Origin of the sequence: Pseudomonas sp. UV AK001, assembly GCF_046097675.1 — a bacterium.
Classification (GTDB): domain Bacteria; phylum Pseudomonadota; class Gammaproteobacteria; order Pseudomonadales; family Pseudomonadaceae; genus Aquipseudomonas; species Aquipseudomonas kribbensis.
The window spans coordinates 1,182,469-1,196,896 of record NZ_JBJUVZ010000001.1 but is presented as its reverse complement, the minus strand read 5'-3'; the positions used below and the strand labels follow the sequence as shown (position 1 = coordinate 1,196,896).

Here is a 14,428-nt window from a genome sequence, read left to right as displayed (position 1 = left end):
GGGGCAGAACTGGTATCTGTACGCATAACCAGTATTCGCTTGCCATGGCCCGTTATCATTGTGACTTCCAGCCCCCTCGACGATCCGTTCTATTACCTCAACAACTTCCGGCAAGTGCTTGACTGGCTTGAGCTTCGTTATGCCGACGTGATGAGCGAAACGGAGCATGCCTTCATTCGCGACTTCAAGTCACTGCCTCGCGGCTCCCAGGGTTTGCTGGTGCGGATGGTGATGCGCAAGGGCGTGCACTTTCGGGCGGGCAAACTCAACTATCCGGAAATTGGCGACATTGCATCAGCCGCGCAGCCGTTGCTCGATCATGGCTGGCTGGACGAGCAAGCGCTGCTGACGATGCCGGAGCTGTTCGATCTGCTGCTGAAGGCTGAAGTCGTGCAAGCCTTCGGCCCGGCCATCGATGATCCAAAGGGTCGCAAGGTCGACTGGTTGCCGATCCTGCATGAGCAGTTTCCCGAGTCACGCTGCTGGCATGACTGGTGTCCGGCGATTGCAGACCGATTGTTCAGCCTGACGCTGATGGACCTGTGCGACCGGTTTCGCCTGATGTTCTTCGGCAATCTGTACCAGGACTGGTCGGAGTTTGTCCTGGCTGACCTCGGAATTTATACCTACGAAAAAGTCGAATTCAGCGCCGATTCCCGAGGCCTGCGCAGCCGTGCCGACGTCGATGCCTGCCTGTTTCTGCACGATTGCCAGCAGCGTTTCGAGGCGGGTGAGGCGGTTGAGCCGATTGCCGAAGAACTGGGCGTTTTGCAGTTCGACAACCCGTGGTTGCAGCGTCGGCTTGGCAAGCTGCTGTTCCAGATCGGCCAGCATTGCGAACGCATCGCGGAATTTGCCCTGGCCCTGAGCCTTTATCGCGGCTGTGCCTATCCTGGCGCGCGGTTGCGGATGATCCGGGTGCTGGAACGCTGCGGCGAATATGCCCTGGCGCTGGAGCTGGGCACGCTGGCCGAACAGGCGCCGGAAAGCGCCGCCGAACACCAGGGCCTGCAACGGGCGCTGCCACGGCTGCGGCGCAAACTCGGCGGGCCACCGCTCAAGCGCGTTGCAGCACGATCTGTTGAACGTCTGGATCTGCACCTGCCTCGGCTCGATCCGGCGCTGTCGGTGGAGTATCACGTGCAGGCGCATCTGCATGAGGACACAGGCCCGGTGCATTACGTCGAGAACAGCCTGATCAACTCGCTGTTCGGCCTGCTGTGCTGGCCGGCGATTTTCGCGCCGCTACCGGGCGCGTTTTTCAATCCGTTCCAGCGCGGGCCGGCGGATTTGCTTCATGAGGATTTCCAGGGACGGCGGGCCGAGCTGTTCGAAGTCTGCCTGGCGGAACTCGACGACGGCCGTTATGCCGAAACCATCCGTGCACGGTTTGCCGCCAAGTGGGGCATTCAGTCGCCGTTCGTGTTTTGGGGCGCCCTCAATGAAGAACTGCTGGAACAAGCGCTGATCTGCCTGCCGGTGGAACACCTCAAACACTGGTTCAATCGCCTGTTGCTGGACATCAAGGCCAACCGCGCCGGCATGCCGGACCTGATCCAGTTCTGGCCGCAACACAAGACCTACCGGATGATCGAAGTCAAAGGCCCCGGCGACCGCTTGCAGGACAATCAACTGCGCTGGCTGGAGTTCTGCCACACGCACCAGATGCCGGTGGCGGTGTGTTACGTGCAATGGGCGGAGCAGGGCGCTTGAGCTACAGCATCGCGGTGCGGGCGCTGTGCGAGTTCACCGCCAAGAGCGGCGACCTCGACTTGCGCTTCACCCCGTCGCCCACCGCGCTGGAGGGCATCGCCGGTCACCGCACCGTCGCCTCGCGGCGCAATGACGCCTATCAGAGCGAGGTGGCGCTGGAAGGCGAGTTCCGCACCTTGAAGGTCAAGGGCCGGGCAGACGGCTACGACCCGACGCAGAACTGCCTGGAGGAAGTCAAAACCTATCGTGGCGACCTGAGCAAACAACCGGCCAATCACCGTGCGCTGCATTGGGCGCAGGGGAAAATCTACGGCTGGCTGATGTGCTGCCGGCTGCAGCTGGAACAGATCAATCTGGCGCTGGTGTACTTCGACATCGTCAGCGAAAAGGAAACCTGCCTGGTCGAAGCCTTCAGCGCTGAAGCATTGCGCGAGTTCTTCGAACAACAATGCGGCTTGTTCCTGGTATGGGCTGAGCAGGAAATGGCCCACCGTGAAGCGCGCAATCAGGCGGCGCAGCAACTGGGCTTTCCCCATGACAATTTCCGCCCCGGCCAGCGTCATCTCGCCGAGTCGGTGTTCAAGGCTGTCAGCACCGGCCGCTGTCTGATGGCCCAGGCCCCCACCGGCATCGGCAAGACCCTCGGCACGCTGTTCCCGATGCTCAAGGCCCTGGCGCCGCAGCAGCTGGACAAGGTGTATTTTCTCACCGCCAAGACACCGGGGCGCAAACTGGCGCTGGATTCGGCGCAAGTGCTGTTCGATCACAATGCAACCCTGCCGCTGCGAGTGCTGGAGATGGTTGCGCGGGACAAGGCTTGCGAGCATCCCGACAAGGCTTGTCACGGCGAATCCTGCCCGTTGGCTCAAGGCTTTTATGACCGGTTGCCGGCGGCCCGTGAAGCCGCCAGTCAATTGCGGTTGCAGGATCAGGCGGCAATCCGTGAAGTCGCCGCGCAACATTCGGTGTGTCCGTATTACCTGAGCCAGGAAATGGCACGCTGGGCCGATGTGGTGGTGGCGGACTACAACTATTACTTCGATTTCACCGCGCTGCTGTTCGGGCTGGCCCAGCTCAATCAATGGAAAGTCGCGGTGCTGGTGGACGAGGCCCATAACCTGGTCGAGCGCGGGCGGCAGATGTACAGCGCCACTGTCGATCAGGGGATCTTCAACAGCGTGCGCAAAACCGCCCCCGAGGCCTTGAAAAAGCCCTTGCAGCGGGTCAACCGTGAATGGAATACCCTCAATAACGCGCAACTGGCGCCGTATCAGGCCTACGACAAGGCGCCGGAAAAACTGCTGCAGGCGATCACGTCGTGCAGTGCGAGCATTGGCGATTACCTCAATGATCACCCGCAAGGGCTCGACAGCGGCTTGCAGAATGCCTGGTTCGAGATGCTGCAATTCGGCCGGGTCGCGGAGTTGTTCGACGAGAACTATCTGTTCGACATCAGCAAGCGCGACCTCGAGCGCAAACGTCCGCTATCGCAACTGTGCCTGCGCAACGTGGTGCCGGCGGCGCTGCTCGGCCCGCGCCTGAAAGCGGCCCGCAGCTGCGTGCTGTTTTCCGCGACCCTCAGCCCGCGTCACTATTACGCCGACCTGCTCGGCACTCCGGCCGACACGGTGTGGATCGACGTTGAATCGCCGTTCAGCGCCGAACAGTTGCAGGTGCGGATCGTTAGCCAGATTTCCACCCGATTCACCCATCGTCAGGCGTCGCTGGAACCGATAGTCGAACTGATCGCCCGCCAGTTCGGTGAGCGTCCGGGCAACTATCTGGCGTTCTTCAGCAGCTTCGATTACCTGCAACAGGTTGCGCAGTTGCTCGCCGAGCGGCATCCGCACATCACCCTATGGCAGCAATCACGGGGCATGGCCGAAGGGCAGCGGCAGGCGTTTCTCGATCAGTTCACGGCCCACAGCCAGGGCGTCGGGTTCGCCGTACTCGGCGGTGCATTCGGCGAAGGCATCGATTTGCCCGGAGCCCGGTTGATCGGCGCCTTCGTTGCCACGCTGGGGTTGGCGCAGTTGAACCCGGTCAACGAACAGATGAAACGGCGTATGGCAGCGATCTTCGGCGCCGGTTACGACTACACCTACCTGTTTCCCGGCATGCAGAAAGTGGTGCAGGCAGCCGGGCGGGTGATCCGCACCCAGCAGGATCGCGGCGTGGTCATGCTGATCGACGACCGCTTCGCCGAGAGCCGCATCCAGCAGCTGTTGCCGCGCTGGTGGCAGCTCGATCATGCAGATGCGGCTTTTCAATCCGCCGGTTTGACGCATACTCCTGTTATTGAAAATCTGCTTTGAGCCAAGCCTGATGAGCGAGAACAAGAAGTCCGCTGCGATCGAAGAAATGCGCTTTCGCCTGTTGATCGATGCCGTGGTCGATTACGCGATCTACATGATCGACCCCGGCGGCATCATCACCAGCTGGAACTCCGGGGCCAAACGCTTCAAGGGTTATGAGGAAGCCGAGATTCTCGGCGAACACTTTTCGCGCTTCTACACCGATGAAGACCGCGCCGTCGGCATGCCGCAACGGGCACTGGATACGGCGATCCGCGAAGGACGGTTCGAAGGCGAAGGCTGGCGGGTGCGCAAGGACGGAACGCATTTCTGGTGCCATGTGGTGATCGACCCGATCTACAGCCCGGACGGGCAACTGCTCGGTTTCGCGAAAATCACCCGTGACCTCACCGACCGCAAGATGGCCGAAGAAACCCTCAAGCAAAGCGAACAGCAATTCCGCCTGCTGGTGCAGGGCGTGACCGACTACGCGATCTACATGCTCAGCCCGGAAGGCCGCGTAACCAACTGGAACCCCGGTGCGCAACGGATCAAGGGCTATGCGCCCAACGAAGTCATCGGCAAGCATTTCTCGATGTTCTACACCCCGGAGGACCGCGAAATCGGGGAGCCGCAACGAGCGCTGGAAACCGCCGTGCGCGAAGGCCGCTTCGAGAACAAGAGCTGGCGTTTGCGCAAGGACGGCACGCGGTTTCTGGCTCATGTGGTGGTCGATGCGATTCGTGGTGAAACCGGCACGTTGCTCGGTTTTGCCAAGATCACCCGTGACGTGACCGAAGCCCACCAGGCGCAACTGGCACTGGAGCAGACCCGCGAAGCGCTGTTCCAGGCGCAGAAGATGCAGGCCATCGGCCAACTCAGCGGCGGTATCGCCCATGACTTCAATAACCTGCTGACAGTGATCCTCGGTAACCTTGAGATCGTGCGTAAACGCGTCGGCGACGACCCGAAGGTCAGCCGTCTGCTGGAAAACGCCACCCAAGGTGCGCTGCGAGGCGTGTCACTGACCCAGCGCATGCTGGCCTTCGCCCGGCGCCAGGAACTCAAGACCGAACCGGTGGACATCCCGAAACTGGTGCAAGGCATCACCGGCCTGTTGCGCAGTTCACTGGGGCCGGGGATTCGTATCGAAACGCAGTTTCCCGACGATCTTGAAGCGGTGCTCGCCGACACCAACCAGCTCGAACTGGCGGTACTCAACCTGGCTACCAACGCCCGTGATGCGATGCCCGAGGGCGGCAGCGTGGTCATCGGTGCCGAGCCGCGAGTGGTTTTGCAGGAGAGTCAGGCAAGCCTTGCGGCGGGACGCTATGTCTGCCTGAGCGTGACCGATACTGGTGAAGGCATGGACGACGCGACGCTGGCCTCGGCGACCGATCCGTTCTTCACCACCAAAGGTCTGGGCAAAGGCACCGGGCTGGGGTTGTCGATGGTGCATGGTTTCATCGAACAGTTGGGCGGCCGTTTCATTCTCAAAAGCGTGAAGGGGCAGGGAACTTGCGCCGAGCTCTGGATGCCGGTCGCCGTTGACGGGATGGCGGCCAAGCCTCTGAGTCCCAGGCCGTCCATGGCATCAGTGCCGCGACTCAGCGTGCTGGTGGTGGACGACGACAGTCTGGTGCGTACCAGCACCAGCCTGTTGCTGGAGGATCTGGGGCATCGGGTCATCGGCGCGGCCTCCGGTGCGCAGGCACTGGAGCTGTTTGACCAAGGGGAAGTGATCGACTTGATGATCACCGACATGGCCATGCCGAAAATGAACGGCGCGCAGCTGGCCCATGCCGTGCGCGTTCTCAAGCCGGATTTGCCGATCATCCTGGCCACCGGTTACGCCGAGCGCCTCGAAGGGTTTGCGGCGCAACTGCCACGGCTGTCGAAACCGTTCAATCAGATGCAACTGGTAGAGATCATCGCCCAGTCGATGAAGTGAGGTCAGGCATCAGCTTGTTTACGCTGTTCGTAACGGGCAAGGAGCGGCTGGGTGCTGATGCCGTGCAGCAAAATGCTCAGGGCCACGACCGAAAGAGTGAGATCGGTACACTGCGCGGCCAGTGTCTCGCCCAGGCCGTGGTTCAAGGCGTAGAACAGATAGAACAGGCTGCCGATGCCACGAATGCCGAACCAGCCGATCAACATCCGCTGACGCCACGCCAGCAGCGATCCCCATGGCATCAACGCCACACAGGCCGGGCGGATGACACAGAACAGCACCGCGCCGACCCACAGCGCCCGCCAGTCCCAATGGGTGACCAGCACCACGCCGAGCAGGGTCACCAGAAACACTTCCATGGCCCTTTCCACCAGACCACCGAAAGCGAGCATGTCGCCCATCATGATCCCGGCAGCCACCTGACTGCCTTCCAGGCCTTCTGTGTCGCCATGCACGGCGTGTTGCGGTTCGACGTTCTGGTGGCCGACCACCGGTTGCACCAGATGCTCGGCCGGCGACTGATGGGCGCCGGTGGACTTCACTTCCTCCTGACGCAGGCCCAGTCCGGCGGCGAACACTGACAGAAAGCCGTAGCCGCCTAAGGACTCGGCCACCACAAAAGCGAGTGCGATCAAGGCCAGTGCCAGATAATCGTTGGGGCTGACAGTGCTGTCTTCATTGCGCGTCTGTAACGCGAGGGTGGCCCGTCCCAGGCCTCGGCCCATCCAGTAACCCGTGAGCAAACCGACAGGGACTGCCCAGAGCAGATCGCGCAATACCCAGTGGCTCCATTCGGCGGTCAGGCCATCGCCTTGCAGCAGCAACAGTCCGAGGATCACGAAGGGGAAGGCCACGCCGTCGTTCAGCCCGGCCTCGCCGGACAGTCCGAAGCGCACACTGTCGACATCCCGCGCATCGTTTACCTGCACCAGCGCCGCCAGCACCGGGTCGGTGGGGGCCAGAATCGCAGCGATCAGCAACGACGGCCCCCACGACAGTTTCAGAGCGTAATGCAGCAGCAGGCTGACGCCGATGATCGTCAGCACCATCACCGGGCCTGCCAGCCCGAAAGCTATTCGCCAGCGCTTGTCGCGCAACGGCAGCCGCAACTTCAAACCGCAGACGAACAGCGAAAACAGCACCGCGACTTCAGTCAGGTGCTCCATCCATGAGGCGGCATGTTCCAGCGGCAGTTTCAGCAGATCGAGCCCGCTCGGGCCGATACCGATGCCGAGCAACAGGCACACGGCCGACGTCGTGACCGGCATCCAGCGCAGGTACGACGAGGTCAACGCCAGCATCAGCAGGACGGCGCCCAGCACCGTTACCCAGATAATGAATGTCATGGTTCGCGGCCCGCCCTGACCATCGCGACCCGACAGGGCCATGAAGTATGGAGAGGTGCTCGCGGCGACGGTTCAGTTTTTCTCGGGGAAGAGGCGGCGGGCGATGACTTGCAAGTCGCCCGCCGTGATTGACGCAATGACTCAGGCCTGGCGCTGGACCAGCGCACGCTCCATCCGCGCAATGCCTTCTTCCAGCAACGAACGCGGGCAACCGAAGTTCAGGCGCACGAATTGCTGGCTAAGGTCACCGAAATCGATGCCCGGGCTCAGTCCGACGCGAGCCTGTTCGAGGAAGAACTGCTGGGGATTGTCCAGGCCCAGGGCCGAGCAATCGAGCCACGCCAGATAAGTGCCCTGCGGCACGTTGATCGTTACGCCGGGCAGACGGCTGCGAACCGCTTCGACCAGAAAATCGCGGTTGGCCTGCAGGTACTGTTTCAGTTCTTTCAGCCACGGCCCGGCCTCGCTGTAGGCCACGCGGGTGGCTTCCATGCCCAGCGGATTGACGCTGTCGACCATGCCGCAGCGAGCGTGGTTGACGCGCTCACGCAGAGCGGTGTCCTGAATGATCATGAACGAGGTCTTGAGGCCGGCAATGTTGTAGGCCTTGCTCGCCGACATCAGGGTGATGGTGCGTTGGGCGATTTCCGGGCTCAGGGACGCGGTCGGAATGTGCACGCGACCGTCGTAGCACAGCTCGGCGTGGATTTCGTCGGAGATGATCCAGGCGTCCTGCGCCATGCAGATGTCGGCCACCGCTTGCAGTTCTTCACGGTCGAAGACCTTGCCGATCGGGTTGTGCGGGTTGCTCAGCAGCAGGGCGCCACCACCGGTGAGGGATTCCCGCAAGGCATCCAGCGGCGTGGCGTAGGTGCCGTCGGCTTGAGCATTGAATTCCAGCTCGACTTTGTTCAGGCCCCAATGGCCCGGTGCATGGCGCAGCGGTGGGTAGTTCGGGGTTTGCACCACGACATTCTGTTGCGGTTGCACCAGTGCCTTGAGCGCCATGTTGAAGCCTGATTCGACGCCCGGCAGGAAGATCAACTCCTGCGGTTTGACCCGCCAGGCGAACTTGTTCCAGAGGTCGGCGACGATGGCCTCGCGCAAATTGTCCTGGGCGACGCTGTAGCCGACCAACGGGTGCAGCAGACGCTGTTGCAGCGCCTCGATGACTACCGGCGGTGCCGCGAAATCCATGTCAGCGACCCACATCGGCAACACATCGGCCGCATAGCGGCTCCACTTGGTGCTGCCGGTGTCGTGGCGGTCGAATACCTGATCAAAATCGAAAGTCATGCGCGGTCTCTGAGGGCGGAGATGGGTCGTGCCGGCGATGATAAACCTCCATCCCCTGCGGGCGCGAACTTGTGACCGACGAATGGCCGACGGTCGGTTTTCACACAGACCACGGCGCAGTTGTCTACAGTGAAAAAGTCGGCACTCGCTTGCCGCCACCGTGATTGTCCAGAAAAAAACCCGGCTCAAGTACCGGGTTCCACCTGATCAGGAGTGCACGATGGATCTCAGCCGTCGTCAGTTCTTCAAGGTCGCCGGTATCGGCCTTGCAGGCTCTAGCCTGGGCGCGTTGGGCATGGCCCCGACGCTGGCCTTCGCCGAGCAGGTGCGCCACTTCAAGCTCGCCCACACCCATGAAACCCGCAACACCTGCCCGTATTGCTCGGTCGGTTGCGGTCTGATCATGTACAGCCAGGGCGATGCCGCGAAGAACGTTGCGCAAAACATCATCCATATCGAGGGCGACGCCGACCACCCGGTCAACCGCGGCACCCTGTGCCCGAAAGGCGCCGGCCTGCTGGACTTCATTCACAGCCCCGGCCGTTTGCAGTACCCGCAGGTGCGCAAGCCCGGCAGCAGCGAATGGACCCGGATCACCTGGGACGAAGCCCTCGACCGCGTCGCCGACCTGATGAAGGCCGACCGCGACGCCAATTTCGTCGAGAAGAACGCCCAGGGGCAGACGGTGAACCGCTGGCTGACCACCGGATTCCTCGCCGCGTCGGCAGCGTCCAACGAAGCGGGTTACATCACCCATAAGGTGGTGCGCAGTCTCGGCATGCTGGGGTTCGATAACCAGGCGCGTGTCTGACACGGCCCGACGGTGGCAAGTCTTGCCCCGACGTACGGCCGTGGAGCCATGACCAACACCTGGACCGATATCGCCAACGCGAATCTGATCCTGGTGATGGGCGGCAACTCCGCTGAAGCGCATCCGTGCGGCTTCAAATGGGTGACCGAAGCCAAGGCGCACAACGCCGCGCGGCTGATTGTGGTCGACCCGAGATTTACCCGGACCGCCTCCGTGGCCGATTACTACGCGCCGATTCGCACCGGCAGCGACATCGCGTTCATGGGCGGGTTGATCAATTACCTGCTGACCGAAGACAAGATCCAGCACGAATACGTGCGCAACTACACCGACGTATCGTTCATCGTCAAAGCCGGGTTCGGCTTCGAGGACGGACTGTTCACCGGCTATGACGCGGCCAAGCGCAGCTACACCGACAAATCCAGCTGGGGTTACGAACTGGGCGAGGACGGCTTTGCCAAGGTCGACCCGACCCTGCAGGACCCGCGTTGCGTCTATCAGCTGATGAAGCAGCATTACAGCCGCTACAACATCGACCTGGCGAGCCAGATCTGCGGCATGCCGGTCGATGCAATGAAGAAAATTTGGGAGGAAATCGCCACTTGCTCGCAACCGGGCAAGACCATGACCATCCTTTACGCATTGGGCTGGACCCAGCACTCGATCGGCTCGCAGATCATCCGCAGCGCAGCGATGGTGCAATTGTTGCTGGGCAACGTCGGCATGCCCGGCGGCGGGGTCAACGCCTTGCGCGGGCACTCGAACATTCAGGGCCTGACCGACCTCGGGTTGCTGTCGAACTCGTTGCCGGGCTACCTGACCCTGCCGATGGATGCCGAGCAGGACTACAACGGCTACATCAAGAAACGCACGCAATTGCCGTTGCGCCCGGGGCAACTGTCCTACTGGCAGAACTACAGCAAGTTCCACGTCAGCCTGATGAAAGCCTGGTACGGCGCCAACGCGACCGCCGAAAACCAGTGGGCCTACGACTACCTGCCGAAACTCGACATCCCCAACTACGACATCCTCAAGGTGTTCGATCTGATGGGGCAGGGCAAGGTCAACGGCTACATGTGCCAGGGCTTCAACCCGATTGCCGCGCTGCCGGACAAGAACCGGGTGATGGCTGCTCTCGCCAAACTGAAATGGCTGGTGGTGATGGACCCGCTGGCCACTGAAACCTCGCAGTTCTGGGAAAACGTCGGGCCGTACAACGATGTGAAAAGCGCCGACATCCAGACCGAAGTCATTCGCCTGCCCACCACCTGCTTTGCCGAAGAGGACGGCTCGCTGGTCAACAGCAGTCGCTGGCTGCAATGGCACTGGAAAGGCGCCGACGGCCCCGGCGAGTCACGCACCGACGTGCGGATCATGACCGAACTGTTCATGCGCCTGCGTCAGCGTTATCAGACCGAGGGCGGGGCTTATCCCGATCCGATCCTCAAACTCTCCTGGCCGTACAAGGTTCCGGAAGAGCCGTCTCCGGAAGAAATCGCCAAGGAGGTCAACGGCTACGCCACCACCGACTTCACCGACGCCACGGGCGCAGCGATCAAGGGTAATTCGCAACTGGCCGCCTTCGCCCAGCTCAAGGATGACGGCAGCACCGCCTCTGGTTGCTGGATCTTCTGCGGCAGCTGGACCGAGGCCGGCAACCAGATGGCCCGGCGCGACAACGCCGATCCGTATGGCATGCATCAGCACCAGGGCTGGGCGTGGGCCTGGCCGGCCAACCGGCGGATTCTCTACAACCGCGCTTCGGCGGACATGCAGGGCAAACCCTGGGATCCGAAAAAACGCCTGGTGTGGTGGAACGGCAAGGCCTGGGGCGGCACCGACGTGCCGGACTACAAGGCCGACGTGCCGCCGGAAGCCGGAATGAACCCGTTTATCATGAACCCCGAAGGCGTGGCGCGGTTCTTCGCCGTCGACAAGATGAATGAAGGGCCATTCCCCGAGCACTACGAGCCGTTCGAAACGCCGATCGGCATCAACCCGCTGCACCCCGAAAACAAGAAAGCCACCAGCAACCCGGCGGCCAGGATCTTCGATTCGGTGTGGGACAGCCTCGGCGTGGCCAAGGACTACCCGTACGCCGCCACCAGTTACCGGTTGACCGAGCATTTCCACTTCTGGAGCAAACATTGCCGGTTGAATGCGATTGCCCAACCGGAACAGTTCGTGGAGATCGGCGAAGTGCTGGCGAAAGAGAAGGGCATCGCAGCCGGTGACCGGGTGCGGGTCAGCTGCAAGCGCGGGTTTATCGAAGCGGTAGCGGTGGTGACCAAAAGGATCCGGCCGTTGCAGGTCAACGGCCAGGTCGTGCATCAGATCGGCATCCCGCTGCACTGGGGTTTCACCGGCCTGACGCGTCACGGCTACCTGACCAACACCCTGGTTCCGTTCCTCGGCGATGGCAATACACAGACCCCGGAATCCAAGTCATTCCTGGTCAACGTGGAGAAGCTCTGATATGGCCAGCCAAGACATCATTGCCCGCTCGGCCACCACAACGCCGGCACCCTCGGTGCGCAATCAGGAGGAAGTCGCCAAGCTGATCGACACCACCAAATGCATCGGCTGCAAGGCCTGCCAGGTCGCGTGCTCGGAATGGAACGAGCTGCGCGACGAGGTCGGCCACAACCATGGCACCTACGACAACCCGCAGGATCTGAGTGCGGAGTCGTGGACGCTGATGCGCTTCACCGAGCACGAAACCGACGCCGGCAACCTCGAATGGCTGATCCGCAAGGACGGCTGCATGCACTGCGCCGAGCCCGGATGTCTGGCGGCTTGCCCGAGCCCGGGGGCGATCATCAAGCACGCCAACGGCATCGTCGATTTCGATCAGGACCACTGCATCGGTTGCGGTTATTGCATCACCGGTTGCCCGTTCAACATTCCGCGCATTTCGCAGAAGGACCACAAGGCCTACAAATGCACCTTGTGTTCGGACCGCGTGGCGGTAGGGCTGGAGCCGGCCTGCGTGAAAACCTGCCCGACCGGGGCGATTGTCTTCGGCAGCAAGGAAGACATGAAAACCCACGCGGCCGAACGCATCGTCGACCTCAAAAGCCGTGGCTTCGACAACGCCGGTCTCTACGATCCCGAAGGCGTCGGCGGCACTCACGTCATGTATGTGCTGCACCACGCCGACACGCCGAAGATCTACGCCGGCCTGCCGGAAAATCCGGCGATCAGTCCGCTGGTGGGCCTGTGGAAAGGCATCAGCAAACCCCTGGGCCTGCTGGCCATGGGCGCGGCGGTGCTGGCCGGGTTCTTCCATTACGTGCGCATCGGCCCGAACCGCACCGAAGAGGATGATCACCCGGAACCGCCCGACACCTCGGTCCACGTGGTCGACCCGGCGGTGCACACCTTCGATCCACGCGGGGAGGACCGGCCATGAGCAACAAGACGATCCTGCGCTACACCGCCAACCAGCGCACCAACCACTGGCTGGTGGCGATTCTGTTCTTCATGGCCGGGCTTTCGGGACTGGCACTGTTTCATCCATCGATGTTCTGGCTGACCAACCTGTTCGGCGGCGGGCCGTGGACGCGGATCCTGCACCCGTTCATGGGTGTGCTGATGTTCGTGTTTTTCCTCGGCCTGGTGTTCCGCTTCTGGCGTTCGAACTTCTTTATCGACAACGACTGGAAGTGGCTGCGGCGCATCGACCGGGTGTTGGTCAACGACGAGGAAACGGTACCGCCGGTGGGCAAGTACAACGCCGGGCAGAAGATGCTGTTCTGGACTTTACTGCTGTGCATGCTCGGGCTGTTGTTTACGGGGCTGGTGATCTGGCGCGCGTACTTCAGTCATTACTTCGGCATCACCACGATTCGCTGGGCGATGTTGCTGCACGCACTGGCCGGGTTTGTGCTGATCCTCAGCATCATCGTGCACATCTATGCCGGCATCTGGATCAAAGGCTCGGTGGACGCGATGCTGCACGGTTGGGTCAGCCGCGCCTGGGCGAAAAAACATCACGCACTCTGGTATCGCGAAGTGGAATCCCAGGATCCGCCGGAGCGACCGGTCACCAAAAAGGGCTGACACTTGCCAACCATTCTTGAACCCGGGGAAATCGAAGCGGCGGCCAGTGCGCCGCCGTTTCTGCACTTGCCGCCGCACAACCTGTTCACGCTGCGCGCCGAACGTCTGGAACATTTGGCGATCGGTCATCCGCTGGCCGACTACCTGCGCCTGATCGCAGGACTCTGCCGCGTGCAACAGCAAGTCCTCGACGATCCGCCTTCAAGCGCCCCGACTGATGAGCAACGGCTTGAGGTCTGCCGGCAACACGGCATGCCACCGTTCGCCGCCGACACCCTGATCCGCGAGGACGGCTGGCAGGCGTATCTCGATGCCTTGCTGCAGCGCTACGGTGCACCGGAACAACCCGCCGTCGCCGATGCGGTCACGTCGTTGCGGGTTGCCGGTTCCGGCCAGTTGCGGGCCTGGGCGGTGGCGCTGGTCAGCGGCCAGTATTCGCTGGTGCCGGCGGCGCTGGTGCCATTTCTCGGCGCGGCGCTGCAAACGGCCTGGAGCCACTGGCTGCTCAGCGCACCGCACCTGCAACTGACCCCCGGCAACAGCCTCGGCCAGTGCCCGGCCTGTGGTTCGCCGGCCATGGCCGGAGTGATCCGCCATCGTGGCAAACACAACGGCTTGCGTTATCTGGTGTGCTCGCTGTGCGCCTGTGAATGGCATGTGGTGCGGGTCAAGTGCGTGTATTGCGAGCAGAGCAAAGGGCTGGAATACCTGAGCCTTGAGGATGATCGTCACGCTGCAAATCAGGCGCCGTTGCGGGCCGAGGTCTGCCCAAGTTGTAACAGCTACCTGAAACTGCTGTATCTGGAAAACGATGCGGACGCCGAAGCGCTGTCGGCAGACTTGAGCAGTCTGCTGCTGGACATGCGCCTGGCCCAGGACGGCTATCAGCGGCTGGCACCGAATCTGTTGCTGGCACCCGGAGACGAATAAGCAGAGCGTCTACACTCTGGCGCAA

The 14,428-nt window shown here is 62.0% G+C and carries 9 protein-coding genes; 7 read left to right on the top strand and 2 right to left on the bottom strand.

All coding sequences use genetic code 11. From position 1 onward, the window contains the following. Window positions 1-60 precede the first annotated feature (60 nt). From ACKLNA_RS05460 to ACKLNA_RS05450, 3 genes are read left to right on the top strand one after another with little or no spacing between them, the layout of a single operon-like run. Window positions 61-1,713, top strand: a complete 1,653-nt coding sequence (locus ACKLNA_RS05460; protein WP_408985146.1) for a VRR-NUC domain-containing protein — start codon at window positions 61-63, stop codon at window positions 1,711-1,713. Next, complete coding sequence (locus ACKLNA_RS05455) at window positions 1,710-4,028, top strand: ATP-dependent DNA helicase (RefSeq protein ID WP_408985145.1); 2,319 nt, start codon at window positions 1,710-1,712, stop codon at window positions 4,026-4,028. Before ACKLNA_RS05460 ends, ACKLNA_RS05455 begins: the two co-directional genes overlap by 4 nt. 10 nt (window positions 4,029-4,038) lie before the next feature. Beyond that, window positions 4,039-5,958, top strand: a complete 1,920-nt coding sequence (locus ACKLNA_RS05450; RefSeq protein WP_408985144.1) for a PAS domain S-box protein — start codon at window positions 4,039-4,041, stop codon at window positions 5,956-5,958. Window positions 5,959-5,960: 2 nt separating this feature from the next. On the opposite strand, the gene ACKLNA_RS05445 is transcribed toward ACKLNA_RS05450, so the two are convergent. Together ACKLNA_RS05445 and ACKLNA_RS05440 are read right to left on the bottom strand one after the other, a co-directional pair. Then, complete coding sequence (locus ACKLNA_RS05445) at window positions 5,961-7,304, bottom strand: cation:proton antiporter (protein ID WP_408985143.1); 1,344 nt, start codon at window positions 7,302-7,304, stop codon at window positions 5,961-5,963. 141 nt (window positions 7,305-7,445) lie between these two features. Then, the gene (locus ACKLNA_RS05440) at window positions 7,446-8,600 is read right to left on the bottom strand and encodes a MalY/PatB family protein (protein ID WP_408985142.1); all 1,155 of its coding nucleotides are present in this window, start codon (window positions 8,598-8,600) and stop codon (window positions 7,446-7,448) included. A 220-nt stretch (window positions 8,601-8,820) separates the two neighbouring features. Here ACKLNA_RS05440 and fdnG point away from each other — a divergent pair, with 220 nt between their 5' ends. Genes fdnG through fdhE form a run of 4 tightly spaced genes read left to right on the top strand, consistent with a single transcriptional unit; the run spans window position 8,821 to window position 14,403 of the window. Further along, complete coding sequence (gene fdnG / locus ACKLNA_RS05435; protein ID WP_408985141.1) at window positions 8,821-11,886, top strand: formate dehydrogenase-N subunit alpha; 3,066 nt, start codon at window positions 8,821-8,823, stop codon at window positions 11,884-11,886. 1 nt (window position 11,887) lies between these two features. Then, complete coding sequence (fdxH, locus tag ACKLNA_RS05430; RefSeq protein WP_114882929.1) at window positions 11,888-12,823, top strand: formate dehydrogenase subunit beta; 936 nt, start codon at window positions 11,888-11,890, stop codon at window positions 12,821-12,823. Continuing rightward, window positions 12,820-13,473, top strand: coding sequence for a formate dehydrogenase subunit gamma (locus tag ACKLNA_RS05425; protein WP_114882931.1), 654 nt, complete (start codon window positions 12,820-12,822; stop codon window positions 13,471-13,473). Before fdxH ends, ACKLNA_RS05425 begins: the two co-directional genes overlap by 4 nt. Before the next feature lie 3 nt (window positions 13,474-13,476). Continuing rightward, entirely contained in the window at window positions 13,477-14,403 is a 927-nt protein-coding gene (gene fdhE, locus ACKLNA_RS05420) for a formate dehydrogenase accessory protein FdhE (protein WP_408985140.1), read from the top strand. The last annotated feature ends 25 nt before the right edge of the window (window positions 14,404-14,428 follow it).

Coding starts and splice junctions, on each gene's coding strand:
- ACKLNA_RS05450 (WP_408985144.1), top strand. CDS start 4,039: ATGAGCGAGAACAAGAAGTCCGCTGCGATCGAAGAAATGCGCTTTCGC.
- ACKLNA_RS05445 (WP_408985143.1), bottom strand. CDS start 7,304: ATGACATTCATTATCTGGGTAACGGTGCTGGGCGCCGTCCTGCTGATG.
- ACKLNA_RS05440 (WP_408985142.1), bottom strand. CDS start 8,600: ATGACTTTCGATTTTGATCAGGTATTCGACCGCCACGACACCGGCAGC.
- fdxH (WP_114882929.1), top strand. CDS start 11,888: ATGGCCAGCCAAGACATCATTGCCCGCTCGGCCACCACAACGCCGGCA.
- ACKLNA_RS05425 (WP_114882931.1), top strand. CDS start 12,820: ATGAGCAACAAGACGATCCTGCGCTACACCGCCAACCAGCGCACCAAC.